General features: G+C 68.5%; 23 protein-coding genes and 1 pseudogene. 10 read left to right on the plus strand and 14 right to left on the minus strand.

The features are described from left to right. The 5 genes from AC57B8_RS35640 to AC57B8_RS35660 are packed head-to-tail and all read left to right on the plus strand — an operon-like array spanning position 1 to position 4,751. Positions 1-879 (plus strand): branched-chain amino acid ABC transporter permease, encoded by an 879-nt coding sequence (locus tag AC57B8_RS35640; protein WP_496482215.1) that lies wholly within the window; start codon positions 1-3, stop codon positions 877-879. Continuing rightward, complete coding sequence (locus AC57B8_RS35645; protein WP_493194646.1) at positions 876-1,808, plus strand: ABC transporter permease subunit; 933 nt, start codon at positions 876-878, stop codon at positions 1,806-1,808. Before AC57B8_RS35640 ends, AC57B8_RS35645 begins: the two co-directional genes overlap by 4 nt. Further along, positions 1,805-2,554, plus strand: a complete 750-nt coding sequence (locus tag AC57B8_RS35650) for an ABC transporter ATP-binding protein (RefSeq protein ID WP_496482216.1) — start codon at positions 1,805-1,807, stop codon at positions 2,552-2,554. Before AC57B8_RS35645 ends, AC57B8_RS35650 begins: the two co-directional genes overlap by 4 nt. After that, complete coding sequence (locus AC57B8_RS35655; protein WP_492728555.1) at positions 2,551-3,261, plus strand: ATP-binding cassette domain-containing protein; 711 nt, start codon at positions 2,551-2,553, stop codon at positions 3,259-3,261. Before AC57B8_RS35650 ends, AC57B8_RS35655 begins: the two co-directional genes overlap by 4 nt. A 38-nt stretch (positions 3,262-3,299) precedes the next feature. Further along, a complete protein-coding gene (locus tag AC57B8_RS35660; RefSeq protein WP_496482217.1) occupies positions 3,300-4,751 on the plus strand; it encodes an aldehyde dehydrogenase in 1,452 nt (483 codons plus the stop codon). Between the two features lie 36 nt (positions 4,752-4,787). Here AC57B8_RS35660 and AC57B8_RS35665 read toward each other — a convergent pair whose 3' ends face one another. The 6 genes and pseudogenes from AC57B8_RS35665 to AC57B8_RS35690 all read right to left on the minus strand — a co-directional run bounded on the left by AC57B8_RS35665 (position 4,788) and on the right by AC57B8_RS35690 (position 12,961). After that, a complete protein-coding gene (locus tag AC57B8_RS35665; protein WP_496482218.1) occupies positions 4,788-6,842 on the minus strand; it encodes a T6SS phospholipase effector Tle1-like catalytic domain-containing protein in 2,055 nt (684 codons plus the stop codon). Continuing rightward, positions 6,839-7,600 (minus strand): DUF3304 domain-containing protein, encoded by a 762-nt coding sequence (locus AC57B8_RS35670; RefSeq protein WP_496482219.1) that lies wholly within the window; start codon positions 7,598-7,600, stop codon positions 6,839-6,841. The genes AC57B8_RS35665 and AC57B8_RS35670 overlap by 4 nt, the downstream gene beginning before the upstream one ends. A gap of 22 nt (positions 7,601-7,622) precedes the next feature. After that, the gene (locus AC57B8_RS35675; RefSeq protein WP_496482220.1) at positions 7,623-8,462 is read right to left on the minus strand and encodes a DUF4123 domain-containing protein; all 840 of its coding nucleotides are present in this window, start codon (positions 8,460-8,462) and stop codon (positions 7,623-7,625) included. A 6-nt stretch (positions 8,463-8,468) separates the two neighbouring features. Continuing rightward, positions 8,469-8,753 (minus strand): DUF2345 domain-containing protein, encoded by a 285-nt coding sequence (locus AC57B8_RS35680; RefSeq protein WP_496482270.1) that lies wholly within the window; start codon positions 8,751-8,753, stop codon positions 8,469-8,471. Positions 8,754-8,805: 52 nt separating this feature from the next. Further along, positions 8,806-11,655: pseudogene (locus tag AC57B8_RS35685) on the minus strand (type VI secretion system Vgr family protein); the annotation flags it as partial. Between the two features lie 427 nt (positions 11,656-12,082). Further along, a complete protein-coding gene (locus AC57B8_RS35690; RefSeq protein ID WP_496482271.1) occupies positions 12,083-12,961 on the minus strand; it encodes a LysR family transcriptional regulator in 879 nt (292 codons plus the stop codon). A 107-nt stretch (positions 12,962-13,068) separates the two neighbouring features. On the opposite strand from AC57B8_RS35690, the gene AC57B8_RS35695 reads away from it, so the two are divergent. The 4 genes from AC57B8_RS35695 to AC57B8_RS35710 are packed head-to-tail and all read left to right on the plus strand — an operon-like array spanning position 13,069 to position 15,438. Next, positions 13,069-13,671 (plus strand): DUF6306 domain-containing protein, encoded by a 603-nt coding sequence (locus tag AC57B8_RS35695; RefSeq protein WP_496482221.1) that lies wholly within the window; start codon positions 13,069-13,071, stop codon positions 13,669-13,671. Positions 13,672-13,728: 57 nt separating this feature from the next. Beyond that, positions 13,729-14,424 (plus strand): RNA polymerase sigma factor, encoded by a 696-nt coding sequence (locus AC57B8_RS35700; RefSeq protein WP_496482222.1) that lies wholly within the window; start codon positions 13,729-13,731, stop codon positions 14,422-14,424. A 40-nt stretch (positions 14,425-14,464) separates the two neighbouring features. Next, positions 14,465-15,034 (plus strand): ferritin-like domain-containing protein, encoded by a 570-nt coding sequence (locus tag AC57B8_RS35705; protein WP_056578099.1) that lies wholly within the window; start codon positions 14,465-14,467, stop codon positions 15,032-15,034. Continuing rightward, positions 15,031-15,438 (plus strand): c-type cytochrome, encoded by a 408-nt coding sequence (locus tag AC57B8_RS35710; RefSeq protein ID WP_496482223.1) that lies wholly within the window; start codon positions 15,031-15,033, stop codon positions 15,436-15,438. The genes AC57B8_RS35705 and AC57B8_RS35710 overlap by 4 nt, the downstream gene beginning before the upstream one ends. On the opposite strand, the gene AC57B8_RS35715 is transcribed toward AC57B8_RS35710, so the two are convergent. Then, positions 15,425-16,747 carry an aminotransferase class V-fold PLP-dependent enzyme gene (locus AC57B8_RS35715; protein ID WP_496482224.1) on the minus strand — a complete coding sequence of 441 codons (1,323 nt, stop codon included), beginning with the start codon at positions 16,745-16,747 and terminating at the stop codon, positions 15,425-15,427. The two genes, AC57B8_RS35710 and AC57B8_RS35715, sit on opposite strands and share 14 nt — an antisense overlap. A 4-nt stretch (positions 16,748-16,751) precedes the next feature. After that, positions 16,752-17,654 carry an amino acid ABC transporter substrate-binding protein gene (locus AC57B8_RS35720; protein ID WP_159279706.1) on the minus strand — a complete coding sequence of 301 codons (903 nt, stop codon included), beginning with the start codon at positions 17,652-17,654 and terminating at the stop codon, positions 16,752-16,754. Positions 17,655-17,787: 133 nt separating this feature from the next. Between AC57B8_RS35720 and AC57B8_RS35725 the strand changes: the two genes are divergently transcribed. Continuing rightward, positions 17,788-18,714 (plus strand): LysR family transcriptional regulator, encoded by a 927-nt coding sequence (locus AC57B8_RS35725; protein WP_062481847.1) that lies wholly within the window; start codon positions 17,788-17,790, stop codon positions 18,712-18,714. 142 nt (positions 18,715-18,856) lie between these two features. On the opposite strand, the gene AC57B8_RS35730 is transcribed toward AC57B8_RS35725, so the two are convergent. The 6 genes from AC57B8_RS35730 to AC57B8_RS35755 are packed head-to-tail and all read right to left on the minus strand — an operon-like array spanning position 18,857 to position 25,439. Next, positions 18,857-20,326 carry an N-acyl-D-amino-acid deacylase family protein gene (locus tag AC57B8_RS35730; protein ID WP_496482225.1) on the minus strand — a complete coding sequence of 490 codons (1,470 nt, stop codon included), beginning with the start codon at positions 20,324-20,326 and terminating at the stop codon, positions 18,857-18,859. Beyond that, complete coding sequence (locus AC57B8_RS35735) at positions 20,323-21,240, minus strand: MurR/RpiR family transcriptional regulator (protein ID WP_159279704.1); 918 nt, start codon at positions 21,238-21,240, stop codon at positions 20,323-20,325. Before AC57B8_RS35735 ends, AC57B8_RS35730 begins: the two co-directional genes overlap by 4 nt. 11 nt (positions 21,241-21,251) lie before the next feature. Beyond that, entirely contained in the window at positions 21,252-22,559 is a 1,308-nt protein-coding gene (locus tag AC57B8_RS35740; protein WP_496482226.1) for an amino acid deaminase, read from the minus strand. Continuing rightward, a complete protein-coding gene (locus AC57B8_RS35745) occupies positions 22,556-23,551 on the minus strand; it encodes an ABC transporter ATP-binding protein (RefSeq protein ID WP_159279272.1) in 996 nt (331 codons plus the stop codon). Before AC57B8_RS35745 ends, AC57B8_RS35740 begins: the two co-directional genes overlap by 4 nt. Then, on the minus strand, positions 23,551-24,600 hold the full coding sequence (locus AC57B8_RS35750) for an ABC transporter ATP-binding protein (RefSeq protein WP_496482227.1): 1,050 nt from the start codon (positions 24,598-24,600) through the stop codon (positions 23,551-23,553). Before AC57B8_RS35750 ends, AC57B8_RS35745 begins: the two co-directional genes overlap by 1 nt. Next, on the minus strand, positions 24,600-25,439 hold the full coding sequence (locus tag AC57B8_RS35755) for an ABC transporter permease (protein WP_496482228.1): 840 nt from the start codon (positions 25,437-25,439) through the stop codon (positions 24,600-24,602). Before AC57B8_RS35755 ends, AC57B8_RS35750 begins: the two co-directional genes overlap by 1 nt. Positions 25,440-25,458 lie beyond the last annotated feature (19 nt).

The raw sequence follows: 25,458 nt of genomic DNA on the forward strand, positions 1-25,458 counted from the left end.
GTGTCATTCTCTGGATGGGCCGAGCTCCTGGCCGGCGGATTGATCACGGGCGGCATCTATGCACTGGTCGCCATCGGGCTGAACCTGCAGTACGGGCTGATGCGCATCATGAACATCTCGCACGGCGAGTTCCTGATGCTCGGTGCCTTTCTCACCTGGTGGGCACACACGGCGCTGGGCGTCTCGCCGCTCCTGTTCATGCCGGTGGCCTTCGTGCTGCTGATGGCGCTGGGCATGGCGGTGCACTGGCTGTGCTTTCGCCAGGTGGCGGCGCGCGCGCCGAACGTCGACGTGTTCGAGGCGCGCAGCCTCATGGTCGGCTTCGGCCTGATGTTCTTCGTGCAGAACACCGCCTTGCTCGTGTGGGGCGGCGACCTGCGCGGCTACGACTACCTGGCCGAGCCGGTGCAGCTGGGCGAGATGCGCTTCACCGCCAACAAGCTCGTGCTGTTCGGCGTGGCACTGGCGCTGAGCCTCGTGCTCATCGCGCTGCTCAAGCTCACGCTGCTGGGCAAGGCGGTGCGCGCGCTGATGCAGTCGCCCACCGGCGCGCAGCTCGTGGGCATCAACACCAGGCGGCTGCACCCGCTGATGTTCGGCATCGGCCTGGGCCTGTCGGGCGTGGCCGGCGCGCTGCTGTCGATGACCTACGAGATCTCGCCCTCGATGGGCGAGCCCTACACCGTGACGGCGCTGATCGTCATCACCCTCGGCGGCTTCGGCAGCATCGCGGGCAGCCTCGTCGGCGGCCTGCTGCTGGGCGTGGTCGAAGCGCTGGGCATGCACTACACGAGCCCCTCGCTCAAGATGCTGCTGTCGTACGCCGTGTTCATCGGCGTGCTGATCTGGCGGCCCAACGGACTGTTCTCCAGAAGATGAATTCCCTCTTTCAAAACAAACCGTGGTGGGTGCTTTGCATCGGCCTCGCGCTGGCGGCCGCCGTGCCGTGGGTCGCGAGCGAGTTCATCGCGTCGGTCGCGCTCGGCTGCCTGATGTACATCGCGCTGGCCACGAGCTGGTCTTTGTTCTGCGGTGCCACGCGCTACCTGTCGCTCGCCACCTCGGCCTTCTTCGGCCTGGGTGCGTATGCGAGCGCGACGCTGCTCGAGGTGCTGCCCTGGCCTCTGGTGATCCTGAGCGGCGCGGCCATCGCGAGCGCGGTGGCGGTGCTGATGGGCGCGGCCGTGCTGCACCTGCGCGGCACCTACTTCGCCGTACTGACCTTCGGCATGACCGAGCTGATCCGCCATGCCGTCACCTTCGTCGAGAAGCAGGTCTCGGGCACCGTGGGCCGCGTGCTGACGGTGGTGCCGTCGAACGAGACGGTGTACCTCACGGTGCTGGCGATTGCGGGCGCGGCCATTGCCACCGCGCTGCTCGTGAAGCGCAGCCGCTTCGGCCTGGCGCTGGCCGGCATCGGCGCCGACGAGCAGCGGGCGCAGACGCTGGGCGTGGACACGCGCCGCGTGAAGATCGCCGGCTTCGCACTCACCGCCGCCTTCGCCGGTGCGGTCGGCGCGGCCATGGCCGTGCGCTGGACCTACATCGAGCCGGCCGCCGTGTTCAGCCCCTTCATCGGCTTCCAGACCGTGCTGATCGCGATGATCGGCGGGGCCGCCAGCATCGGCGGGCCGGTGGCCGCGGCCATCGTGTTCAGCCTGCTGTCGGAGACGCTGCGGCTGCAGCTGCCCTACGGCTACATGATGGTGCTGGGGCTGCTGCTGATCCTGTGCGTGATGTACCTGCCCAACGGCCTCGCATCGCTGTGGCAGCGCAAAGCGGCCGCGTTGCGGAGGCACGCACCATGAAGGCCACGCCGCTTCTCGAAGCCCGCGACCTCACGGTGCGCTTCGGCGGACTCACCGCCGTCGACGCCGTGAGCGCCACGCTGCATGCGGGCGAGCTGGTCGGCATCATCGGCCCCAACGGCGCGGGCAAGACGACCTTCTTCAACGCGATCTCGGGCGTGGTCATGCCCACGTCGGGACGGCTGCTGGTGGAAGGCGACGTCGACCTCACGCGGCGCGGCCCGCACCTGTACGCCGCGCACGGCATCGCACGCACCTTCCAGACGCCGCGCGTGATGGCCGACATGACGCTCGAAGACAACGTGCGCTTCGGCATGCAGTTCGCAGGCCGGCGCCGCGCGCCCATCGCGGGCCTGGGCAGCACCGGCGAGATCCTCGACATGCTGGGCCTGGGCGGCCTCGCGACGCAGATCGCGGCCGACGTCACGCCCTCGCAACAGCGGCTGCTCGAGATCGGCATGGCGCTCGGCACCCGGCCGCGCGTGCTGCTGCTCGACGAAGTGGCGGCCGGCCTCACCGAGGCGGAGGTCGATGCCATGGCGCGGCGCATCCGCCGCCTGCGCGACGACCACGGCCTCGCCGTCGTGTGGATCGAGCACGCCGTGACCACGCTCCTGAAGTACGTCGAGCGCGTGCTGGTGCTGCACCAGGGCCGCAAGATCGCCGACGGCACGCCGGCCGAGGTCGTGCGCAATGCCGAGGTGGTCGAGGCCTACCTGGGCGACGAGATGGAGGCCACGGTATGAGCGGCACACAACTCACCGTGCGCGGCCTGTCCGCGGGCTACCACGGCTTCCAGGTCATCCAGGGCCTGGACCTCGACGTGACGCCCGGCGTCACCGTCGTGCTCGGGCCCAACGGCGCGGGCAAGACCACGCTGCTCAAGGCGCTCGCGGGGCTGCTGCCGCGCACGGGCGATGCGGTGCTCGACGGCGCGGCGCTGCCGTCCGCCGATGCCACCGCCTGCGTGCGGCGCGGCCTGGCGCTGGTGGCCGAGGGCCGCCAGCTGTTCCCGCAGATGACCGTCACCGAGAACCTCGAACTCGGCGGCTGGCTCATTCCCGCGCGGCTGCGCGCCGAGCGCCTCGCGCGCGCCTTCGACGACTTTCCGCGTTTGAAGGAACGCGCCACGCAGCTCGCCGGCACCATGAGCGGCGGCGAGCAGCAGATGGTCGCCGTGGCGCGCGCCCTGATGAGCGGGCCGCGCCTGCTGATGCTCGACGAGCCCTCGCTCGGCCTGGCGCCGCGCATGGTCGACGAGCTGCTCGCCATCGTGCGCCGCATCGCCGACCAGGGCGTGACCGTGCTCATGGTCGAACAGAACGTGCGCAAGGCCTTGCAGGCCGCCGACCGCGGCTACGTGCTCGAACGCGGGCGCGTCGTCGCCTCGGGTGAAGCGCAGGCGCTGCTGCATTCCGACGCCGTGCGCCAGGCCTACCTGGGCGTGGCCTGAACCACCCCCTTCCTCTTTTCTGCAAAGGACACCCACCCATGACCGACATCTCCATGCTCATCGACGGCGAACGCCGCGCGGCCACCGGCGGCGCCACCTTCGAGCGCCGCAACCCGCTGGACGGCGGCATCGCCACGCGCGCCCCCGCCGCTACGCCCGCCGACGCAGTCGCCGCCGTCGACGCCGCGCAACGCGCCTTCGCCACCTGGTCGCAGACCGGCCCCAACGAACGCCGCGCCTTGCTGCTCAAGGCCGCGCACGCGCTCGAAGCGCGCGCCGACGCCTTCGTGCAGGCCATGGCCCGCGAGACCGGTGCCTCGGCGCTGTGGGCGGGCTTCAACGTGCACCTGGCGGCCGGCATCCTCACCGAGGCCGCGTCGCTCACCACGCAGATCGCGGGCGAGGTCATTCCGTCCGACGTGCCCGGCAGCCTCGCCATGGGCGTGCGGCAGGCCGCCGGCGTGGTGCTGGGCATCGCGCCCTGGAACGCCCCCGTGATCCTGGCAACGCGCGCCATCGCCACGCCGCTGGCCTGCGGCAACACCGTCGTGCTCAAGGGCTCCGAGCTGTGCCCCGAGACGCATGCGCTCATCATCGAAGCGCTGGCCGAGGCCGGCCTGCCCAAAGGCACCGTCAACTTCGTGACCAACGCGCCCGCCGACGCGGGCGCCGTGGTCGAGGCCATGGTCGCGCACCCGGCGGTGCGGCGCGTCAACTTCACGGGTTCCACGCGCGTGGGCCGCCTCATCGCGCAGACTTGCGCCACGTACCTGAAATCCGCCGTGCTCGAACTCGGCGGCAAGGCGCCGTTCGTGGTGCTCGACGACGCAGACGTCGACGCGGCGGTGAACGCTGCCATCTTCGGCTCGTTCGCCAACTCGGGGCAGATCTGCATGTCAACCGAACGCATCGTGGTCGACAACGCGGTGGCCAACGAGTTCGTCTCTAAGTTCGCGGCGCGCGCGCGGGCGTTGCCTCTGGGCGATCCGCGTGAAGGCCCGGTGGTGCTCGGCTCGGTGGTCGACATGAGCACGGTGAAGCGCTGCAACGCGCTCATCGATGATGCGCTGGCCAAGGGCGCGACGCTGGTGTGCGGAGGCAAAGCCGAGAACACGCTGATGCCGGCGACCGTGCTCGACCATGTGACGCCGGCGATGGAGATCTACCGCGAGGAATCCTTCGGTCCAGTGAAGGCCGTGGTGCGCGTCAACGGCGTGGAGGAAGCCGTGACCATCGCCAACGACAACGAGTTCGGCCTGTCGTCAGCGGTGTTCGGCCGCGACGTGGCGCGTGCATGGAACGTGGCGCAGCGCATCGAGGCGGGGATCTGCCACGTCAACGGGCCGACGGTGCACGACGAGGCGCAGATGCCGTTTGGCGGTGTCAAGTCGTCAGGGTACGGGCGGTTCGGTGGGCGGGCCGGCGTCGAAGCGTTCACGGAGCTGCGGTGGATCACGGTGCAGACGACGCCTCGGCACTATCCGTTCTGAACAGGGGAACGGCAGGGCGCCGCCCCGCCGTTCCGATCAAGCCGTCATCGGCTCCCGCGATTCCCTTTCGGCGGGCCGACGGTTCTGGGTCAACCGTGTCTCGTCCGCGCCCGCATACACACGGCGGTAGCGCAGGTAGCCGGCCCCCCATGCATACCATTCGCGCCCTTCCGTGAACTCGGGTGCGTACTCGCCCTTGGTCAGGTACAGGTTCACCCACTGCTCCTGCCGGCGCGTCAGCCCGGCGGGCGCTCCGCCTCTGGGTGGATCGATCTGCCCGCGCGCCTCATCCGCTCTTTTCTTCCGGGCCACCAGTTTTTCGAGCTGCTCCTTGAACTCGGCCGCTTCGGGCCCGGTGAGCTTGAACCATGCGTGCGAATCGTGCACGCGGTCTTCGAACAGCTTGCTGGTGAGCACGGGCTCGTTCCAGTACGGCTCGATGCGGCCCCACTCGCCGACCCGCTCCGAATCGATGCCGGGCACGTTGTCGACTTCGTGCGGCGTGCCGTCGGGGCTGTTGCGGCCGCTGATCCGCTTCTTTTTCTTGAGCCAGGCTTCGAAGTCCTTCACTTCCTTGACGAACTGCTCGTCGGCCGACAAGAGATCCGCCCGGTCTGGGGCCGGAGCACGCAGGACAAAATCCATCTCCAACGGGCGACCAGCCCATGATTTGCGCCACAGGATGAACAGCTTGCGCTGTTCCGCCATGATGTCGCGCAGCACGCCTTCCTTGACCCGGCATACGGCAAGGTAAGCGTTGAAGTCCCGGATCAGGTCCTTGGCGACCATGAACTGCTTCTGGATGACTGGGCGTGCCAGTTCCAGTTTCAGGGGCACGCCCAAGATTCGTGCTTCGCGGTACATCAGGGCCAAAGGAATGCGCGAAAGCATGTCCTCGCCCGCCTCATCGATCCCCTTGCCCTGCTCCTTCGGCATGTAGCCTCCGCCGACGTCCGAGTGCATGCCGGGGCACACCCACTCCCGAGAATTTTCAGGCAACGTATTGCCGACATGAACGGAATCCGATGGAAAGCTGCGACGGAACTCATGCGCGGCCACGATGTGCAGGCAGGGCACGTCGGCCGGGATGCGCATCGACGTGTCAGCATCAGCCCAGCCGCCATGGCCGTCGGCGAAAAGGGACGAGGCCGCCACACCGACCGACGCGACGGTATCGAACAGTCCCAAAAAGTCGAAGGTCACCGGAAACGAGGCCAGCGTCGGCCCGGTCTGCCCACGGAGTTCGGCATCGATCTCGCACATCGCGAGAAACCAGTTGACGAAGACCCGTGCCTCCGCCGCACCTCGCGAAAAGCCGAATGCGCTGACGAAGATGCGCTGCACGCGCCCAGGATCAACCTTGCTGCACTGGCCCGTTGCGGGATCGATCATGTGCGGCTTGACTGACTCGTGCAGCTTGTTGAGCATCGCTTCGAGCGTGCGACGATTCTTGTTCTCGCGTTGGCGCTTGTCGGCGGGCCCTTTGCCCGCTTCCAGCAGTTCCTCCCGCCCGAGGTCGAAGGCCTTGCAAAACTTCAGCACTTCTTCGCTGGAGAACAGCCCTGGCCCGTTGCCGCTTCGGGTGAGGTAGCGGTAGACGCAGTTGAGCGCTTGCGCCAACGCCCACAGGATGCGGCGCTCGCCGTAGAGCGCCGTGGCGTTGCCCAGCAGCGCGTCCTTGCCGGCGCCGCTGTCGTCCACCTGCGTGAAGGGCGTCCCCACGCCCGGCACATACACCTTGAAGAACTGCTGGTAGTTGTCGGGGTTCGTGGTCCACTGCGCATCGGGGTCGGCTGGCACCCCGGGCACGTGCTGGCCCGGATAGGCACCGTACAGGCGCGCGACGTTGGAGTGCGTGTGATCCTTTTCTCTGGTGCTGCGGTCGTAGTTGTTGCGCGTGCCGTCGAAGAAGAAGCCCATGAAGAGGTTCACGTCACAAGACTTTCCGGGCTGACCGATGGGGCGCAACTCCCGACCTATCTCGTAATTTCTTCTAATGCGTTCACTTTGATCCCCTCCGAAAAATCGCTCTCGGTTCAAAAGATCTGAAAAAGCAAGCTCATCAAGGGAGGAAATGAGCTGCGCAGTCATGGTTTCACCTTCATGAGGTGCTCGACCTTTTCGCGAGAGTACTGCAGTGATTTTTCCTTCCACTGACGTTCGTGGATGAGAAATTCCGGGTCGGCTGGGCCAGTAAACATCTGGAGCTCTTTGGGAGGTCGTTTTTGCTTTCGCTCTTCCAAGTAGAAGTCCCACGTCTTCCTGAGAGACGCCAACGGGTCCTGATTGAATTCATCCATGGACTTCTTGCTTGCGTTGAGACTTTCCTGCGCCAACCGCATATCTCGCTCCCACAACTCGCGTTGAAAGGCCAATGAAGGCTTGGGCCACCCCTTGATCTTCCCGGGCCACTCGTCGCCATTGGGACGGTACGCGGTTGAAACCACCCCCACCGTGCCATCGGGATAGTTAATGAACCACACATCCCCGGCCTTGCCGCTCTTGTCATAGGGCGGCAGGTCGACGATGAAAGTCTGGCGCGGCCGGTAATCGCCCGCCTTGTTGTCATAGCTCTGCAGAATCACGCCGACCTGGATGCCGGGCGCCCACATCTTCGGTACGTTGTAGCAACAGATCACGCCCCCCGCGGCGAACGGGCCGATTTCTTCGGAGGCGACCACGGTCTGCTTCGGGTCCTTGGGGTCGAACAGCCGGTAACGGATGTCTTGGTCGGTGTAGTTGACGCCGCTGACCGAGGCCGGAGCCGTGTCAGCACGACCGGTGGCACATCCTGCCGTAGCCAGGGATGCAAGAAACGCGAGGGGAAGGAGCCAGTTTTTGAGAATCATCTGTTGTTCCTGCTGCAATGCGCTAGACCATCAAGGCGCGCAGCGCTTCATGGTCCGGGCCAACGCCGTGACTGAGTTCGGGATGCTGCCAAAAAACTTCACACAGCCTCATCCGTTGCGCCACCGTGTCGAACTGCATGGCATCGGCTGCGGCGAGCCCGCATGCCGCTAGGGCGTGCAGCACCGAGGGCCGGTGCTGCGCTTCGTAGGCTGGCGAAAGTTGAAGCAGGTTCGCGATCACTTCATCCGCTTCGCTGCCGGCAATGAGCACCGCGCATTGATCACCATCGAGTACCGGTGCGCATGGAGCCAGCGACGTGGATGCCATTTTCCCCGGTGCAAGGAAACTGCTCCAGCTGGCGTCGCGCCGGCGGAAATGCCATGTGGCTCCGGGACCGCAGAACGCCATCTGCTGCAACGGAGACAGCGCATCCAGCACATCCGGCAGGCGGCGCGTGTCGGGAAAGCGCAGCACGAAATACTGCCCATCCGCATTCACGATGCACCAGGGACTCAAGCGTTCGAACAGCGACTCGAGCGGCTGGGCCGAGCGGATGAAGCTGAGCATCGGCAAGCCATTCGTCAGCTGCAGCACACGATCGAGCAAGGGCCTCTCGACGGCATCGATGTTCAGCAGCATGGGTGAATGCTGGATCGCTTCATCCGAAGCGCCGGGCATGTTCTCGTAGAGCGACCGCCAGGAGCCGGAGCCCAGGTGACTCGTGAGCAGCTGATGGCATTGCGGAGCGAATGCGCAATCGATCAAGGCGTAGCGAAATCCCTCGGTGCCGGAGGCAAGAGGGCCGCCGTCCGCAAACAAGGCGTCGATCCATCCGGGCGCGTGCTTGTCGATCAGGTTCATCGTGCGTTACTCCACCTGGGTGAAGGCCGGCGCCGACTTGAGCGACTTCAGGAGGCACGCCACGCAGATGCTCTTGGGAAATGCCGGCAACGGGTAGCTCTTCTGCACCGGCCCAGCCAACTTCCGCTGCACCGAGTGATAAGTGATCTTCCCCGGACACTCGAACGTGATGTCCCCGTCCTGCAGCGTGATCGACGCGCCCTGCGCCGTCGCGATGCGGATCTTCTTCTTGGCCGCGAACTCCACCGTCTGGTCGGTGCTGGCGATCTTCAGGGCCTCCTTGGCCTGCACGCGCAACTCGTCGTGCTGCGNATGGATAGTTGCTTTGCACCGGCCCAGCCAGCTTCCGCTGCACCGAGTGATAAGTGATCTTCCCCGGACACTCGAACGTGATGTCCCCGTCCTGCAGCGTGATCGACGCGCCCTGCGCCGTCGCGATGCGGATCTTCTTCTTGGCCGCGAACTCCACCGTCTGGTCGGTGCTGGCGATCTTCAGGGCCTCCTTGGCCTGCACGCGCAACTCGTCGTGCTGCGCCTGGAAGTCCAGGTCGTCGTTGCCCGCGATGATCGACAGGCCTGTGTCTGCATCGGCCTTCTGCGCCCCGGCCAGCACCCCGATGGCCTGGCCGCTGTGCACGCGCAGCACGTCGGCCAGCGCCAGGTTGATGTCGCCGCCGCTGGCCAGCGTGGCGGTCTCGCCGCTGACGACCTGCAGCTGCTGGCCCGCCACCATCGCCAGGCCGCCGCGTGCGGCCAGCGCGATCACGGCATCGCTGGTGTGCGGCACCTTGCCTTCGCCGGTGGCGATGGCCTTGTCTGCTGCATCGGTGTAGGCGGCATCGAGCGCATCGGCAGCGACCATGCCGCTGGCGGTGCGCTCCATGGCGGCGTACGGGGCGCGTTCCTTGTCGAGCTGCGATTCGTTGGCCTTGCCGGCCCCGATGTGCCCGGCCAGCTGCACGGTCTCGTGGGTCTTGGCGGCATCGCTCAGGGCCTGGCCCAGCTGCTGCACCTGCTTGAGCAGCGCCATGCCGGCGGCGAAGTCGCCCACGGGCTCCAGCTTCTGGCCGCCTGCGCCGTGGTAGGTGCTCAGCAGCACGCCCTTGCCCCCTCGCAGCGCCGCATAGCCGTCGGTGCGCAGCTCCAGGCCCTGGCCTCGGAAGCTGCCGCGGAAGTTGTCGGCCTGGTGGATGAGGTGGCCCAGGTTCAGCTGGCTGTGGGCTGTGCTGGCGTGCAGCTGCACGCGCAGCTGCTGGTTCGAATCGTCGAACACCAGCTGGCTGAAGCCCTCGCCGCCGAACTCCTTGGTCTTGAAGCCGCTCAGGGCCGCGGCGTTGCGGTGGCCCTTGTCGTCGGCGCTGGCGCCATGCCAGGGTGGGGCATGGCCGGCCGCGAGGTTGGCCTGGGCGCTGGGCGAGGCGTTGCTCGCCTGGGCGAAGACGTCGTTGTTGTCGGTGCTGCCCTGTTCGCTGTCGCGTGACGCGCCGCCGGGCGTGGGGGCGATGCCGCCGTCGCCGCGCCCGTTGTACAGCGCGCCGACGATGACGGGCTGGTCCACATCGAGGTCGACGAACTTGACCAGCACTTCCTGTCCGATGCGCGGCAGCCACTGCCAGCCCATGCCGGGGCCCGCCTGGCGTTGGGCCACGCGGATCCAGCGGGTGCTGCGGTTGTCCTGGGCGTTGTCGCCGTTGCTGCTGTTGCCGTTGTCGTTCGATCCGTTCTGCCAGTGGAAGCGCACGCGCACGTCGCCGCGGTCGTTGCAGTACAGCTCGTCGGCGCCATTGGGCGTGGTCTCGCCCGAAGGCCCGACCACGATGGCGCTGTGCACGCCGCTGGCCGTGGGCCTGGCGTGCAGGCGGGCACCGTCGGCCGCCGCCAGGGCGGGGCGCCAGGGGCGTGGGGCGTGCACGCCCGAGAAGCTGTTGGCGTAGCCCTGGGCCTGCGCGGTGGCGAGGCTCTGGGGCTGCGGGTAGAGGTTGTTGTCGTTGCTCGTTGCCACTGCTGCAGACACCAGCCCGAACACATCGGCTTCGGCCGTCACAGGGGCGCAGGGCTGGTCGAACACGAGGTGTTCCGTCAATGCACCCAGCTGCGCCGCAATCGATGCCGCCGTGTCCTTGGGCAGGTTGTTGATGCCCACATGCTCGATGGTGTCCAGCAGCAGCGCGGGCCTGGCCTGCAAACCCAGTGCAGGCGCGTCGTCGATCTCAATGCGCGTGCCCGCGCGCAAGGTGCGCACGGTGCTGTGGCCCAGCATCAGGTCGGCGCGGCATTCGGCCGCTTCCATCATCAACGCGGCGTAGCGCTCGACGGTGCGGTTGGTGTCCCAGCCGCGGCTGCGGTCGTTCAGGCCGAGCACGTCGTCGTATTCCAGGCGCGGGGCGTTCTTGCCGCCGACCGGAAAGCGCGCCGGGGCGCTGCCTGTGAGCTGGCGCTTGCCGTCGACGTTCCAGGCGCTCAAATGCACCTGGGCCACCGACTGGCGCATGCGGCGCACCAGCGCCTGCACGGCGTCGCTGCGCTCCTGCGAGCTCTTGCGGTGAAAGCGAACGGGCGAGCCTGCATCGGCGGGCTGGGTGTCGTTCGACGAGAAGATCACGAGCTTGTGGCCGGTCGGGGCCTGGGCGTCTTCCTCGATGCGCCAGGCCAGGCCTTCTTCGGTCAGCAGGCGCGAGAAGAAGTCGTAGTCGCTCTCTCGGTACTGGGTGCAGTAGGTGCGAACGGGGGCGTCGGCCAGGAAGCTGTTCACTTCGGAGGAGAAGGCCCAGCTGCCGGCCTCGGCGTACGGGGCGAGCACGCGTTCGATGATGTCCGCGACGCTGCGCTGCTGGAAGACCTGGCTGCGCCCTTGCTGGGTGGTCAGCCAGAGCCAGGGCACCAAGGTCAGGCGGTAGCGGGCCAAGCCGCCATCGGAGCCGAGCGACTCGACGGCGCGGATCAGGCCGGTGCGATGGCCCACAGAGCCATCGGCCAGCACAGTGACCAACGTCAGCGGCTGGTCGATCAGCGATGAAAGCGCCAGGTCCGCACGCAGGCTCAGGCACACGATGCGCAGCTCGAACAGCTGCGACACCGCCTCGCGCTGCACCCAGCCCTCCACGCGCAGGGCGTCGATGCTCTCGCGCGCGGCACTGTTGGAGGACGACGAAGCACTCGGCGCTTCGAGGCGGTACAGCCGCGCCGTCTNCATCGGCCAGCACAGTGACCAACGTCAGCGGCTGGTCGATCAGCGATGAAAGCGCCAGGTCCGCACGCAGGCTCAGGCACACGATGCGCAGCTCGAACAGCTGCGACACCGCCTCGCGCTGCACCCAGCCCTCCACGCGCAGGGCGTCGATGCTCTCGCGGGCGACAGACGAAGACGATGAAGCAGCACTCGGCGCTTCGAGGCGGTATAGCCGAGCGGTCTGGCTCAGCTCGGCCCACAGGGCACTGCGGTCAGCGGATGATGACGACGAACGCGTGCGCACAGGCACGCTGCCGTGGTTGGACATGAAACTCCCCGAACTTATTTTTCTTCCCCGCGTTGCGCGGGGTGGCATGCGTCCGATTGTCGGAGTCCCGGTGGCCCGAGCGTAAGTACCTGAAAGTAGCACCCGGCGATGCAGGACGGCGCCTCAGTCCGGCAAATGCACGCCGCTGTCCCGGCGCCCTTCTTCCTCTGCCGCCACCAACCGCAGCCCGCCGCGCACGCGCGCCAGCGTCTCGTTCTCGCGCTGCGGCGCATACACGGCGTGGGCCGAGTGCGAGAACTCCGGCGCGCCCTCCACCAGCCGCAGCCGGCCGTCGGCCAGGAAGGGCCGCGCGACGCCGATGCGGAAGTAGCCCGCGCCGCCCACGGCAAGCAGATAGGTAAGCGCCAGCGGCCCGAGCGAGATCGACACCGGCGCGTGGGCCAGCTCCGGAAACGCCGCCTCATGGTTGGCCGCGAAGGCCGGGCCCCAGTCGACCGACACGTAGCGCGCACGGTCGAGCCGGCCGTCGGGGTCGGTGGTGACCATCACCAGCCGCTCCTCGGCCAGCAGCTCGGCCACGAGGCCGGGGCGCTGCGGCGGGTTGTAGAGCACGGCCAGGTCGAGCGCGCCGCCCTGCACGGCGTCGAGCAGGCGCTGGGCGCTGTCGACCTCGGCGCGCAGCGCGATCTCGGGGCAGACGCGGTGCATCCAGATCAGCCAGTCGGCCAGCAGCGGATGCCACAGGCTGGGCTCGCTGCCCACGCTCACGCCTTCTTCGATGCCCGGCGGCAGCGCGACATGCTGGCGCGCGCGCGCCCACACCTGCACCAGCGTGGTCGCGTGGGCCACGAAGCGCTCGCCCGACGCGGTGAGCCGCGCGCCGGCCTTGTTGCGCACGAACAGGCGCCGCCCGAGCTGGTCTTCGAGCAGGCGGATGCGCGCGCTGACGGCGGTCTGCGTCAGGTGCAGCCGCTCGGCCGCGGCCACGAAGCTGCCGGTGGCCGCGACTTCGAGAAAGGTACGGGCGAGGCCGATGTCCATCGGATTCATATTAGTTTTTTTGCACTCATTTGCAATGAACATTCATTGGCTTGGGGAGAAGCATCGGTTCACCATGGACAGGCACACGTTTCCAGGAGCCCCGCCCCATGCGTCCCCTGCCGCCCATGCCCCACGCCTGCCCGCCCGACGATGCCGCCCCGCCCTTCGCCGACACGCCCGCCGCGCTGCGCGCGCAGGGGCTGCGTTTTCCCGAACGGGTGGAGGTGTCCTCGCCGGTCTGCTATGCCGATGAGCTCGACGCGGCCTACCGCGACGCCGGCAACCGCGACGCGCTGCTGGCCGCGCTGAACGAGCTGCTCGAAGCCGAGCGCGCCGGCGCACGCATCACGCTGCGCAGCGCCGCCGAGACCGACGACCCCGCGCTGCAGCGCCTGGTGACCGACATCCACCGCGACGAGGTGCGCTGGTGCGGCGTGCTGATCGACGCGATCCAGTCGCTGGCCGCCACGCCCAGCACGCGCACCGGTGCGTTCTACGAACGCGCGATGGCCGTGCCGGAACTGGGCGCGCGCCTGGCGCTGCTCAACCGCGGCCAGGGCTGGGTGGTGCGCAAGCTGCAGGCGCTGCTGCCGCACATCGGTGACGCGCACATCCACGGCGAGCTGACGGCCATGCTGTTGTCGCACCAGCAGAACATCGCGCGCGTGAGCGCGCAACAGGCCCCGCACGGGCCGCAGGAAGGCGCCTGAGAAAGTTGCAACACGGCGCGGGGGTGCGCCATCCAATGGGCAGAAGGAACTCACCGCATGCCGCCCACCGCCCTGCCCCTGACTGCCGATGCCGACGCGAAGGCGTCCGACGCCGAACTGGCCGCACGCGCCGCGCAGGGCGACACGCAGGCCTTTGCGCGCATCATGCGGCGCCACAACCAGCTGCTGTTTCGCACCGCGCGCAGCATCCTGCACAGCGACGCCGACACCGAAGACGCGCTGCAGGACGCCTACCTGCGCGCCTGGCGCGCCATCGGCGGCTTCCGCGACGAAGCAAAGCTCTCGACCTGGCTGGTGCGCATCGTCATCAACGAGGCGCTGGGGCGCCTGCGCCGCCGCGGCGCGCACGTGATTCCGCTCGACGGCGGCATGGCTGCGGGGGACGACGACGACGCCCCCGACACGCAGCTCGCCGACGACCCCGACCGCCAACCGGAGCACCTCGCCATGCGGGAAGACCTTCGCCGACTCATGGAGCGCCGCATCGACCGGCTGCCCGACGCCTACCGCACCGTGTTCGTGCTGCGCGCGGTGCAGGAACTCAGCGTCGGCGAAACCGCCGAGGCGCTGCAGCTGCCCGAGGCCACGGTGCGGCTGCGCTTCTTCCGCGCCCGCAGCCTGCTGCGCGAAAGCCTGTCGCGCGACATCGACCTGGCGACGGGCGACGCCTTCGCGTTCGACGGCGCGCGCTGCGACCGCATCGTGGCGCGCGTGCTGGCGGCGCTGCCTTGATGATTCTTCCCACAACCACCACCCCCGAGGAGACCCCACCATGTCCTTTTTCCTGATGCCCACCCCGGCCGCCGCGCGGCGCGCCTTTCTCGGCCGCTCCGGCCTGATGCTGTCGGGCGCCGCCGTGGCGCTGCTGGCGGGGCGCGACGCGCTCGCCGCGAAGAGCGGCGGTGCCACCGGCAACGACGTGCAGATCCTCAACACCGCGCTCGGCGCCGAGCTCGAGGCCATCGCGGCCTACCAGCTCGGCGCGGAAAGCAAGCTGCTCGAGAAGCCCGTGCTCGACCTCGCCGTGACCTTCCAGGGCCACCACAAGGAGCATGCGGACCTGCTGGCCAAGACCATCGCGAAGCTCGGCGGCAAGGCCGTCGCGGCCAAGGCGCGCTACGACTTCCCCGTGGAACAGCTCAAGTCGCAGGCCGATGTGCTGCGCTTCGCGGCGAAGCTTGAACAGGGCGCCGTGAGCGCCTACCTGGGCGCGGTGCCGCTGTTCGGCAACCGCGAGCTGTCGAAGGCCGCGGCCAGCATCCTCGGCGACGAGGCGATGCACTGGGCCGTGCTGCGCCAGGCGCTCGGCGAGGCGCCGGTGCCTTCGGCGTTCGTGTCGTGAGCCGTGCGGCGCACGGGCTCGCAGCGGGCCTGCTGGCCGCCTGGGCCTGTGCGGCTGCCGCAACGCCCGACGCGGTGCGCGGCGAACAGGTCTACGCGCGCTGCCAGGCCTGCCACGCGCTGGCCACCGACCGGGTCGGGCCGCGCCACTGCGGCCTGTTCGGGCGACTCGCCGGCAGCGTGCCGGGCTTCGCGTACTCGGAGGCGATGAAGAAGTCGCGCATCGTGTGGAACGACAAGACGCTCGACCGCTTCCTCAGCGCCCCGCTCGCGATGGTGCCGGGCAGCAGCATGACCTACGACGGCGTGCCCGACCCGCGGGAGCGCGCCGACCTGCTCGCCTACCTGCGGCAGGCGAACGACACGCCGGCCTGCGCGGCGCTGGCGCGCCCTACGCCGCGCTGACTGCAGGCGAGGCGGACGCGAAGGCGCTCGCGATCTCGCGCGTCACGCGCAGGAAGGCTTCCATCTCGCCCACCGTGTGGCAGTGCAGCGGCGACACGCGCACGGTGCCTTCGAGCCCGAAGGATTCGAGCATCCGCTTCGAGTAGATGCTGCTGGCCACGCGCTCGTACACGGTGACGCCACGCAGGCCGTACTCCACCACGGCCTGCGTGCAGTCGAGTCCGTCGAAGCCGATGCCCAGGATCAGGTCGCGCTGCGTCAAGTCTTCGTGGTCGAGAAAGACTTGCACGCCGTCGAGCGCGCGCAGGCCCGGCGTCTGCGCGGTGCCGTCGAGCAGCGTCGCCAGCAGCGCGCGCTCGTGCAGCTCGATGCGTTCGATGCCCGCCACGAAGCGGGCGCGGCGATCGTTCGCATCGGTGAAATGGCCGCCGAGCCAGCCCACGTAGTCGACGATCTCGGTGAGCACCGCGAACTGCCACGGCGCCGAGCTGCCCAGCTCCCAGTGGCCGGGCTTCTTGCCGGCCAGCTTGTGGTGCGGCAATGCAGCCGCGCGCTCCGACATCCACGAGAAGCCCGAGCCGCGGCAGCCGAAGAACTTGTAGGGCGCGAGGTTGATGCCGTCCACCGGCGCCTGCTGCAGGTCGATGACGCCGTGCGGCGCGTGCTGCACGGCATCGACGAGGATGTACAGGTCGGGCTTAATCTCGCGCGCGCGCCGCACGATGGCCGCCATGTCGAGCTTGGCGCCCGAGATGTTCGAGGCATGGATCACGTTGAGCACGCAGGTGTTCTCGTCGACCAGCCCCACGATGGCGTCCACGTCGACACCGCCGGTGACGGGGTTGCTCCTGGCCACGCGCAGTTCGCGCCCAAGGCGTTCGGCATACAGGCGCATGGCGTCGAAGGCCGACGGGTGCTCGAGCGAGGTCGTGACCATGTTCGTGCCCGGCACGTTCTCGGCCACCGCGCGCACCATGTCGAACATCGCGCCCGAAGCGGTGAGCGAGGGGTACACGCTGCCGCCCGTGGCGTTGAGGATGGTGCGCAGGTCGTCGGCGCCGCGCGCCTGCATGGCCTGCAGCTCGACGGCGGTGGCGTGGATGCGCTCGGCGTTGTCGGGAATGGCGTCGACCTGCGCAAAGCGCTCGACCGCGGCCTTCAGCCGGAACGAGCCGCCGGCGTTGTCGAAGTACAGGCGCTCGCGGCCGTGGTGGTCGCGTTCGATGCCCAGGAAGCGCTCGCGCACCTGGCGCATCAGCGCATCGGAAAGGAGCTCGCCTTTCGGCAGGTCCGCGCGTGTGGCTGCCATGGTGTCAGACGCCCTTGTTGTTGGGGTTCTTGTAGATCTCGCGCACCGCGTCCGTCATTGGGAAGTTGAGGTTCGCGTTGCGCGGCGGGATCGGCGAGAGGAACCACTTGGTGTACAGCTGCTCGATGGCGCCCGACTTCATGAGACCGTTGACGGTCTCGTCGACCAGCGCCTTGAACTCGGGGTCGTCCTTGCGCAGCATGATGCCGTAGGGCTCCTGGCGCAGCGACTCCTTGAGGATCTTGTAGTCGCCCGGGTTGGTGGCGCTGGCGATCATGCCGGCCAGCTGCACGTCGTCGAGCACGTAGGCGTCGGCGCGGCCGGTGGACAGCAGCAGGAAGCCGTCGGAGGTGTCCTTGCCCGCGATCTCGTTCACCTCGATGGTGCCGCTCTTGCGCGCGCCGCGCAGCAGCTGGATCGAGGTGCTGCCCGAGACGGTGGCCACGTTCTTGCCGTTGAGGTCGGGCAGCGCGTTGATGCCCGAGCTCTTCTTCACGGCGGCGGTGATGTTGGTGACGAAGTGGCTCGGTGCGAAGTCGACCTGCGCCTGGCGCTGCGTGGTGTTGGTGGTGGTCGCGCAGTCGAGGTCCACGGTGCCGTTCTGCAGCAGCGGGATGCGGTTGGTCGAGTTGAGCATGGTGTAGCGCACCTCGATCTTCGGCAGGCCCAGCTTGGCCTTCACCGCGTCGACGATCTTCAGGCAGATGTCGTTGGTGAAGCCGATGGGCGCGCTATCGGCGCTGAGCTTGTACGAGAACGGGATCTGGCTGTCGCGCGCGCCGATCTGGATCGTGCCGCTGTCCTTGATCTTGCGCAGCGTGCCGGTGTCCTGCGCGCTGGCGGCGCCGCAGGCGAAGACGAGGGCGAGTGCCAATGCGAAAGGTGCGAGAGGCAGTTTGAAGTCCATGGTGTGTTCCTTGGGTTGCAATGACGGTGGCCTGGCGCGCATCTTCTGCGTCCCGACGAATTTCTAAAAGCGATTTTTTGTGATCGAATCGCATGAAGAAAAGCGTTCTTTCTTTCAGGAGCCGCCCGCTGTGATGACCTTCAAGCAACTCGAAGCCCTCTACTGGATCGCCCGGCTGGGCGGCTTCGCGCAGGCGGCCAACCAGCTGCACACCTCGCAGTCGGCCATCTCCAAGCGCGTGCACGAACTGGAGCAGCTGTTCGACACCGAACTCTTCGACCGCAGCCAGCGCACGGCGCGCCTCACCGAGAAGGGCGAGGAGATGTTCGTGCTCGCCAGGAAGCTGCTCGACCAGCGCGACGCCGCGGTCGAACAGTTCGGCAAGCCCGGCGTGGTGGAGCGGCGCATCCGCCTGGGCGTGACCGAGCTCACCGCCATGACGTGGCTGCCGCGCCTGGTCGGCCTGATCCAGCAGCACTACCCCAAGGTGATCCTCGAGCCCGACGTGGACGACAGCCTGCAGCTGCGCGACAAGCTCCTGGCCGACGAGCTCGACGTGGTCATCGTGCCCCACACCTTCGCCGACTCGCGCATGCAGAGCAAGGTCATCGGCCGCGTGAAGAGCGCGTGGATGTGCAAGCCCGGCGTGATTCCCTCGACCGCGGCCACCGGCACCGTGCGCCTGCACGACCTGGCGCGCCACCGCATGCTGGTGCAGGGCAACAACTCGGGCACCGGCCGCGCCTACGACGCCTGGATGAAGGACCAGGGCGTGCAACCCGCCAACGCGATCGTGGTGAGCAACCTCGTCGCGCTCACGGGCCTCACCGTGTCGGGCCTGGGCGTGAGCTACCTGCCGCGCGAATGCCTCGCGCCGCTGGTCGACGCCGGCATGCTCGAGGTGCTCGACGTGACGCCCGCGCTGCCCGTGGTGCGCTACGTGGCCATGCACAAGGGCGAGCACCGCAGCGCGCTCACGTCGTCGATCGTGATGCTGGCGCAGGCGTGCTGCGACTTCACGCGGATGTTCCAGGCACAGCCGGAGGAAGAAGCCTCCTAGGGTTCGCGCGCTGCGCCCAGCGTGCCCAGGACACCGGGTGCTTCCCGCAGCGAAATCAAGGAGGAGGCCGCAGGCCGGGGGACATTCGCGGAGGGAAGTACCCGGTGGCCTGGGCCCGCGCCCCGAACGCACCCGCGTCTTGTCAGCCCCCGCGCGTCAACATCCGCCCCGCGCGCGCCAGCACCTTCGCTTCGCCTTCGCCGCCGCGGTAGGCCAGCACCCCGTTCACGAACACGCGCTCGACGCCGACGCTCACGCCATGCGGCTTGTCGTAGGTCGCGGTGTCGGTGATGGTCTCGGGGTCGAACACGACCACATCGGCCATGGTGCCGACGCGCAGCAGGCCACGATCGGCGATGCGCAGGTTGCGCGCCGTCATGCCCGTCATCTTGTGCACCGCCTGCTCCAGCGTGAAGAGCTTGCGCTGGCGCCAGTAGCGTGCGAACACACGCGGGAACGCGCCCCACAGCCGCGGGTGCGGATGGCGGTCGTGCGGCAGGCCGTCGCTGCCGATCATGGTGAGCGGGTGCGCAATGACGCGCTCCACGTCTTCTTCCTGCATCTGGAAATAGCAGGCGCCGCCGGGCTTCAGCCGCAGGCAGGCCTCCTGCTCGGTGGTGCCCCACTCGCGCGCGATGTCGGAGATGAGGCGGCCGGTCATCTCGGGGTGCGGGTCGGACCAGGTCAGCAGCACGTCGATCACGCCGTCGACCAGGTCTTCGCGCAGCACGGTGGAGCCGGCCACGTAGGGGTAGACGTCCATCGCGATCTCCTGGCGCTGCGAGAGCGCCTCGATCAACGGCAGCGTCTCCTTCGTGCGGCCCCAGTTCGCGGGGCCGGCGCACTTGTGGTGCGAGATGACCAGCGGCACGCCCGCGCTGAAGGCCGTGTCGCCGGCCTCGTGCAGCGCCTCGATGATCTGCTGCATCTCGCTGCGCAGGTGCGTGGCGTACACGCCGCCGTGGCGTGCCACGACGCGCGCGAGCGCGGTGACCTCTTCGGCCGGCGCGGCAAAGGCCTCTTCGTAGAACAGGCCCGATGACATGCCGTGCGCGCCTGCGGCCATGCAGTCGTCGAGCAGCGCTTCCATGCGCGCGAGCTCATCACCATCAGCGGGCCGGTCGAGCGCCTGCATCGCCGCGAAGCGCAGCGTGGTGTGGCCCACGAGGGCTGCCACGTTGAGTGCTGGCTGCACCGCATCGACCGCCGCACGGTACTCGGCCATGGTCGCGTGCTTGAACGAGTCCGCACCCAGCAGCGTGAGCGGCGGCTTCGACTGCGGCGTGCGGTAGGGCGCCAGCGAGATGCCGCAGTTGCCCGTGACCACGGTCGTGATGCCCTGCGACACCTTGGGCAGGCACAGCGGGTCGCGCAGCACGATGGCGTCGTCGTGCGTATGGGCGTCGATGAAGCCGGGCGCGATCACCTTGCCGCGGCAGTCGACCACGTCGACGTCGGCGATGTTCAACCCTGCAGGCAGCCGCGTGCGCAGGCCGTCGCCCAGCGCCAGGATGCGGTCGCCCTGCAACAGCACGTCGCCGGGCCACGAAGGGCCGCCCGAGCCGTCGACCACGAGGCCGGCTTCGAGCAGCACGGCTTGGGTGTCGCTCATGGTTCGCTGTCTCCCTTTTTCGTGTTGATGCCGCCGCCGTCCCAGCTTTGCAGCGGGTGCGTGGTGGCGTCGATGCCGTGGCGCTGGAAAGCCTCGCGCGCGCGCTGCAGGCGCTGCACGGCGGGCTCGCCGCGGCGCTGCGCCACCAGCACGGTGAGGATCTCGATGACCGTGAGGTGCGTGAGGTAGGCGTCGATGCCCACGTGCATCACGGCATCGTCGGGCACCGACAGGCCGATGAGGAAGTCGGCCTTGGCCGCGAGCGCCGTGCCCGGCCGCGTGATCGCGACCACCTGGGCGCCCTGCCCGCGCGCGATGTCGACCGCGTCGAGCAGCGAGGGCATGCCGCCCACGTGCGAGATGGCGATGACCACGCCGCCCGGGCGCTGCGCCGCGCCGGCCACCTGCTGCAGGTGGTAGTCGGCCCAGGCGTTGGCCGAGAGGCCGAGGCGGAACAGCCGCGCCTGCAGGTCGTTGGCCATGAACCACGAGGTGGCGCCCGCGCCGTACAGGTCGACGTGCGGCGCGGCCGCGATGGCGCGCACGGCGCCGTCGAGCACCTGCATGTCGAGCTGGCCGCGCACGCCCGAGACCGAGGCCGCGGCACTGCGCGCGATCTTGCCGACCACTTCGTCCGCGGCGTCTTCGATGTTGACGCGGCGGTGCAGCGGCGAACCGCCGAGCGCCAGCTCCTGCGCGAGCGCGAGCTTGAACTCGCGCAGCCCGGCAAAGCCGAGGTCGCGGCAGGTGCGCATGATGGTCGGCACCGAGCTGCGCGAGCGCTCGGCCAGTTGCTCGAAGCTCTCTTCGAGCGCGCGGTCGGGGTCTTCGAGGATCAGGTCGAGGATCGCGCGCCGCGTGGCCGGCGCGTCGCTGCGCGCCTCGGCGATCCTCTGGAGCAATGAGGGCGTCATCGGTGCGTTGTTCAGAAGTGCATGGCGACGGCGTCGCTCACGCGGTAGTCGTTCTCGACCACGGGCATCCAGTGCCATTTGTCGAAGGTGGTGCAGGGGTGCGAGATGCCCAGGCCCACGCGGTCGCCGACCTTCGGTGCATCGGCCTCTTCGCTCGCGTCCCAGCGCAGGTAGGCATGCTGGTCGTTCAGCGCGGTGATCTTCCAGCCGGCGGGCACGCCCTGCGGCTGCAACGCGCCGCGCGCCGCGCGTGCGATCGGCACGGGCATCGACAGGTCGAAGGAGATATCGCGCTTGCCGACCGACAGGATCGCCAGGCCGGGCTCGGGCCGCGACTGCACGTTGGCCCAGACTTCCATCGCCGGCGTCAGGCCTTCGCCGCATTCGCAGCCCAAGCGCTCGTCGACCACGCTCACCATGCGCTTGTAGAAGCCGTGGTCGTGCGTCACATAGCAGCCCGAGCGCAGCAGGCCGCGCACGGGCGAGCCCAGGGCAGGCTTGAGGCGCCCGGCCACGAGGTCGAAGATGGCCGAGCCACCGGCCGAGACCAGCACCTCGTCGGTTTCGAAGAGTTGCTGCGTGTCGCAGTGGCGCGCCACGGCCTCGACGCGGTCCATCAGCGTGGTGGCGTAGGCCGTGTCGGGCCCGCTTTCGCCGGTGGCGCCCTGCCCTTCATAGGTCTCGATGCCCACGAGCTTGGCCGCGTCGCTGGCGCGCACCCGGGTGGCGAGCGCAATGGCTTCATCGTGCGTGCGGCAGCCGGTGCGCGCACCCTGCACGCCGATCTCGAGCATCACCTCGAAGGGCACGCTCGCAGGATGGCGCTTCGACCAGTCTTCGATGAGCGCCAACTGCGCGATCGAGTCGACCAGGAACACCACACGCAGGTCCGCATGGTCGGCCAGCAGCAGCTGGATGCCCGCGAGGTCTTCGTCGCTCACGACCTGGTTGGCGATCAGCGTGCGGCGCGCGCCGGCGGCCACGCCCACGGCCAGCTGTGTGACGGTGGCGAAGGTCAGGCCCCAGGCGCCAGCATCGAGCTGGCGCTGGAACAGCTGCGGTGACATGGTGGTCTTGCCGTGCGGCGCCAGGTCGATGCCCCATTCGCGCACGCGCGCTTGCATCCACGCCAGGTTGTGCTCCAGCGCCTCGCGCTTGAGCACGGCCAGCGGCAGCGGCAAGTCGCCGGCCAGCACGTTCCAGCCGGCGGCGCCGACTTCACTGCGCAGGCGCGGCGGCTGGGTGCGCGGGTAGCCCTTGAAACGGTCGCTGAGCAGCGGGTCGATGAAGTCTTGGGTAGCAGAAACGGTGTCGGTCATGGTCGTGCAACGGCGATGTGGGAGAGCAGTTCTTTGCGGATGCAGGCGCTGTAGTGTCCTGCGGAAACCTCATCCAGGCTGGGTACCGTCTGCGCGCAGGCCTCGATGGCATGCGGGCAGCGCGTGCGAAACACGCAGCCCGAGGGCGGCGAGATCGGGCTGGGAATGTCGCCCTTCAAGGCGATGCGCTCGGTCGCCATCTCGGGGTCGGGCTTCGGGCTCGCAGCCAGCAGCGCCTGGGTGTAGGGGTGCGAGGGGTTCGCGAACAGCTCCTCGGTGGTGGCCACTTCCATCACCTTGCCCAGGTACAGCACCACCACGCGGTCGCACAGGTACTCGACCACATCGAGGTCGTGCGAGATGAAGAGCATCGTCAGCCCCAGGCGCTCGCGCAGGTCGGCCAGCAGGTTGATCACCTGCGATTGAATCGACACGTCCAGCGCCGAGAGCGGCTCGTCGGCCACGATGAACTCGGGCTCCACGGCCAGCGCGCGCGCCACGCCGATGCGCTGTCGCTGGCCGCCCGAGAACTCGTGCGGAAAGCGGCTCGCATGCTCGGGGCGCAGGCCCACGGTTTCGAGCAGCTCGGCGATGCGCTTGTCGCGCGCCGCCGCGCCCTTGTGCAGGCCGTGCGTGGACAGCGCCTCGCCCAGGATGGCGCTGATGCGCATCTTCGGGTTCAGGCTGGCGTACGGGTCCTGGAAGATGATCTGCAGCTTGCTGCGCAGCTTGCGCATGCGCTCGCCCGAAAGATCGCCGATGTCGTCGCCCCGGTACAGCACCTGGCCCTCAGTGCGCTCCACCAGCCGCAGCACGGTGCGTCCGATGGTGCTCTTGCCAGAGCCCGATTCGCCGACCAGGCCCAGCGTCTCGCCGGGGTGGATCGCAAAGGACACGTCGTCGACCGCGCGCACGGGGCGCTCGCTGCTGCCGAAGTATTTTTTAAGCCCGCGGACTTCGATGAGGGGCGAGGAAGAAACAGCGGTGGTCATCATGCAGCCCTCGCGAGCGGTTGGTCGGGCTGCACGCGCACGCAGCGCGCCTGGCGGTCCTGCCGGATGTCGATCAGCGGGGGCATCGCGCTTCGGCATTCGGGCAGCGCCTGGTCGCAGCGCGGCTCGAAGGCGCAACCGGGCGGCGGCGCCAACGGGCTGGACACCTGCCCGCGGATCGCAAACAAGCGCTTGGGCTTGGGCTGGCCGGGCTGGCGCGCCTTGCCCGGCAGGCAGGCCAACAAGCCCTGCGTGTACGGATGCTCAGGCTGCGCAAAGAGCGGGCGCACCGGCGCACGCTCGACCACACGGCCCGAGTACATGACCACCACGTCGTCGGCATGGTGCGCCACCACGCCCAGGTTGTGCGTGATGAACAGGATGCTCATGCCCGTCTCGGCCTGCAGCCGGCGCATCAGCTCCAGGATCTGCGCCTGGATGGTCACGTCCAGCGCCGTGGTGGGCTCATCGGCGATCAGCAGCGTCGGGTCGCAGGCCATGGCCAGCGCGATCATCACGCGCTGGCGCATGCCGCCCGACAGCTGGTGCGGGTACTCGTGGATGCGTTGCGCCGCAGCCGGGATCTCCACCAGCTCCAGCATGCGCAGCGCATGGGCCAAGGCCGCCTTGCGATCGAACCCCTTGTGCAGGCGCACGCTCTCGGCAATCTGCTCGCCGATGGTGAACACCGGGTTCAGGCTGGTCATGGGCTCCTGGAAGATCATCGACAGCTGGTTGCCGCGCAGCGAGCGCATCTCGCGCTCGCCGATCTGCAGCAGGTCGAGCGTCTTGCCTTCGCGCGTGACGAACGAGGCCGATCCGCTGACCTGCGCGTTGGCGGTCTTGGGCAACAAGCGCATCAGCGTGAGGCTGGTGACCGACTTGCCCGAGCCCGACTCGCCCACCAGCGCGGTCGTCTTGCCAGGCTGAATCGAGAAGCTCACATCGGCCACCGAGCGGATCAGGCCATCTTCAGTGGGGAAGCTAGTGCTCAGGTTGGTGACCGTGAGGCGCGCGCTCTGGGGTGGGGTGTTGTTCGCGTTCGTCATCACGAGGTCTTCTTGAGCTTCGGGTCGAGCAAGTCGCGCACACCGTCGCCCAGCAATTGCAGTGACAGTGCCGTGAAGATGATCGCCAGGCCCGGGAACAGAACGACCCAGAAGGCCTGGTGCGCGTACTGCTGGCTGCCCGCAACCATGGTGCCCCAGGTGGGGATCTCGGGCGGCACGCCGACACCGAGAAACGACAGCCCCGCCTCGGCCAGGATCGCGTAGGCGAAGATGAACGACACCTGCACGAGGATCGGCGACATCAGGTTCGGCAGGATGTGGCGCCACAGGATGCGCGAGGTGCGCACACCCAAAGCCCGCACGGCTTCGACGAACAGCAGCTCGCGCACCACCAGCGTCGAGGCCCGCACCACCCGCGCCACGCGCGGTGTGTAGACCAGCACCAGCGCGAGCACGGTGTTCATCAGCGACGGCCCGAGGATCGCCACCAGCGCGATGGCCAGCAGGATGTCGGGGAAGGACATCATGGCGTCGACCACGCGCATCAGCGGTGCATCGAGGCGGCGGAAGAATCCCGCCATCAAACCCAGCACGGTGCCGGCGACGACCGCGCCCAGCGCCGTGAGCGCCGCGATGGCCAGCGAGTAGCGCGCGCCATGCACGATGCGCGCGTACATGTCGCGACCCAGTTCATCGGTGCCCAGCAGGTGTTCGGCGCTGGGCGCCTTCAGGCGCTGGAGCACCGCTGTGTCGTTGGGGTCGGCCGAAGCAAACAACGGCGCACCGACAGCGAGCACGGCAATCACCAGCAGCACCAGGGCAGAGACCATCACGATGCGGCGGTGCATCAGCTGGCGGAGCATTCGAGGCATGCGCATCGTTCAGACCTTCACGCGC

The sequence above is a fragment of the Variovorax sp. BGA-UO-ETr-C22 genome (assembly GCF_059567965.1).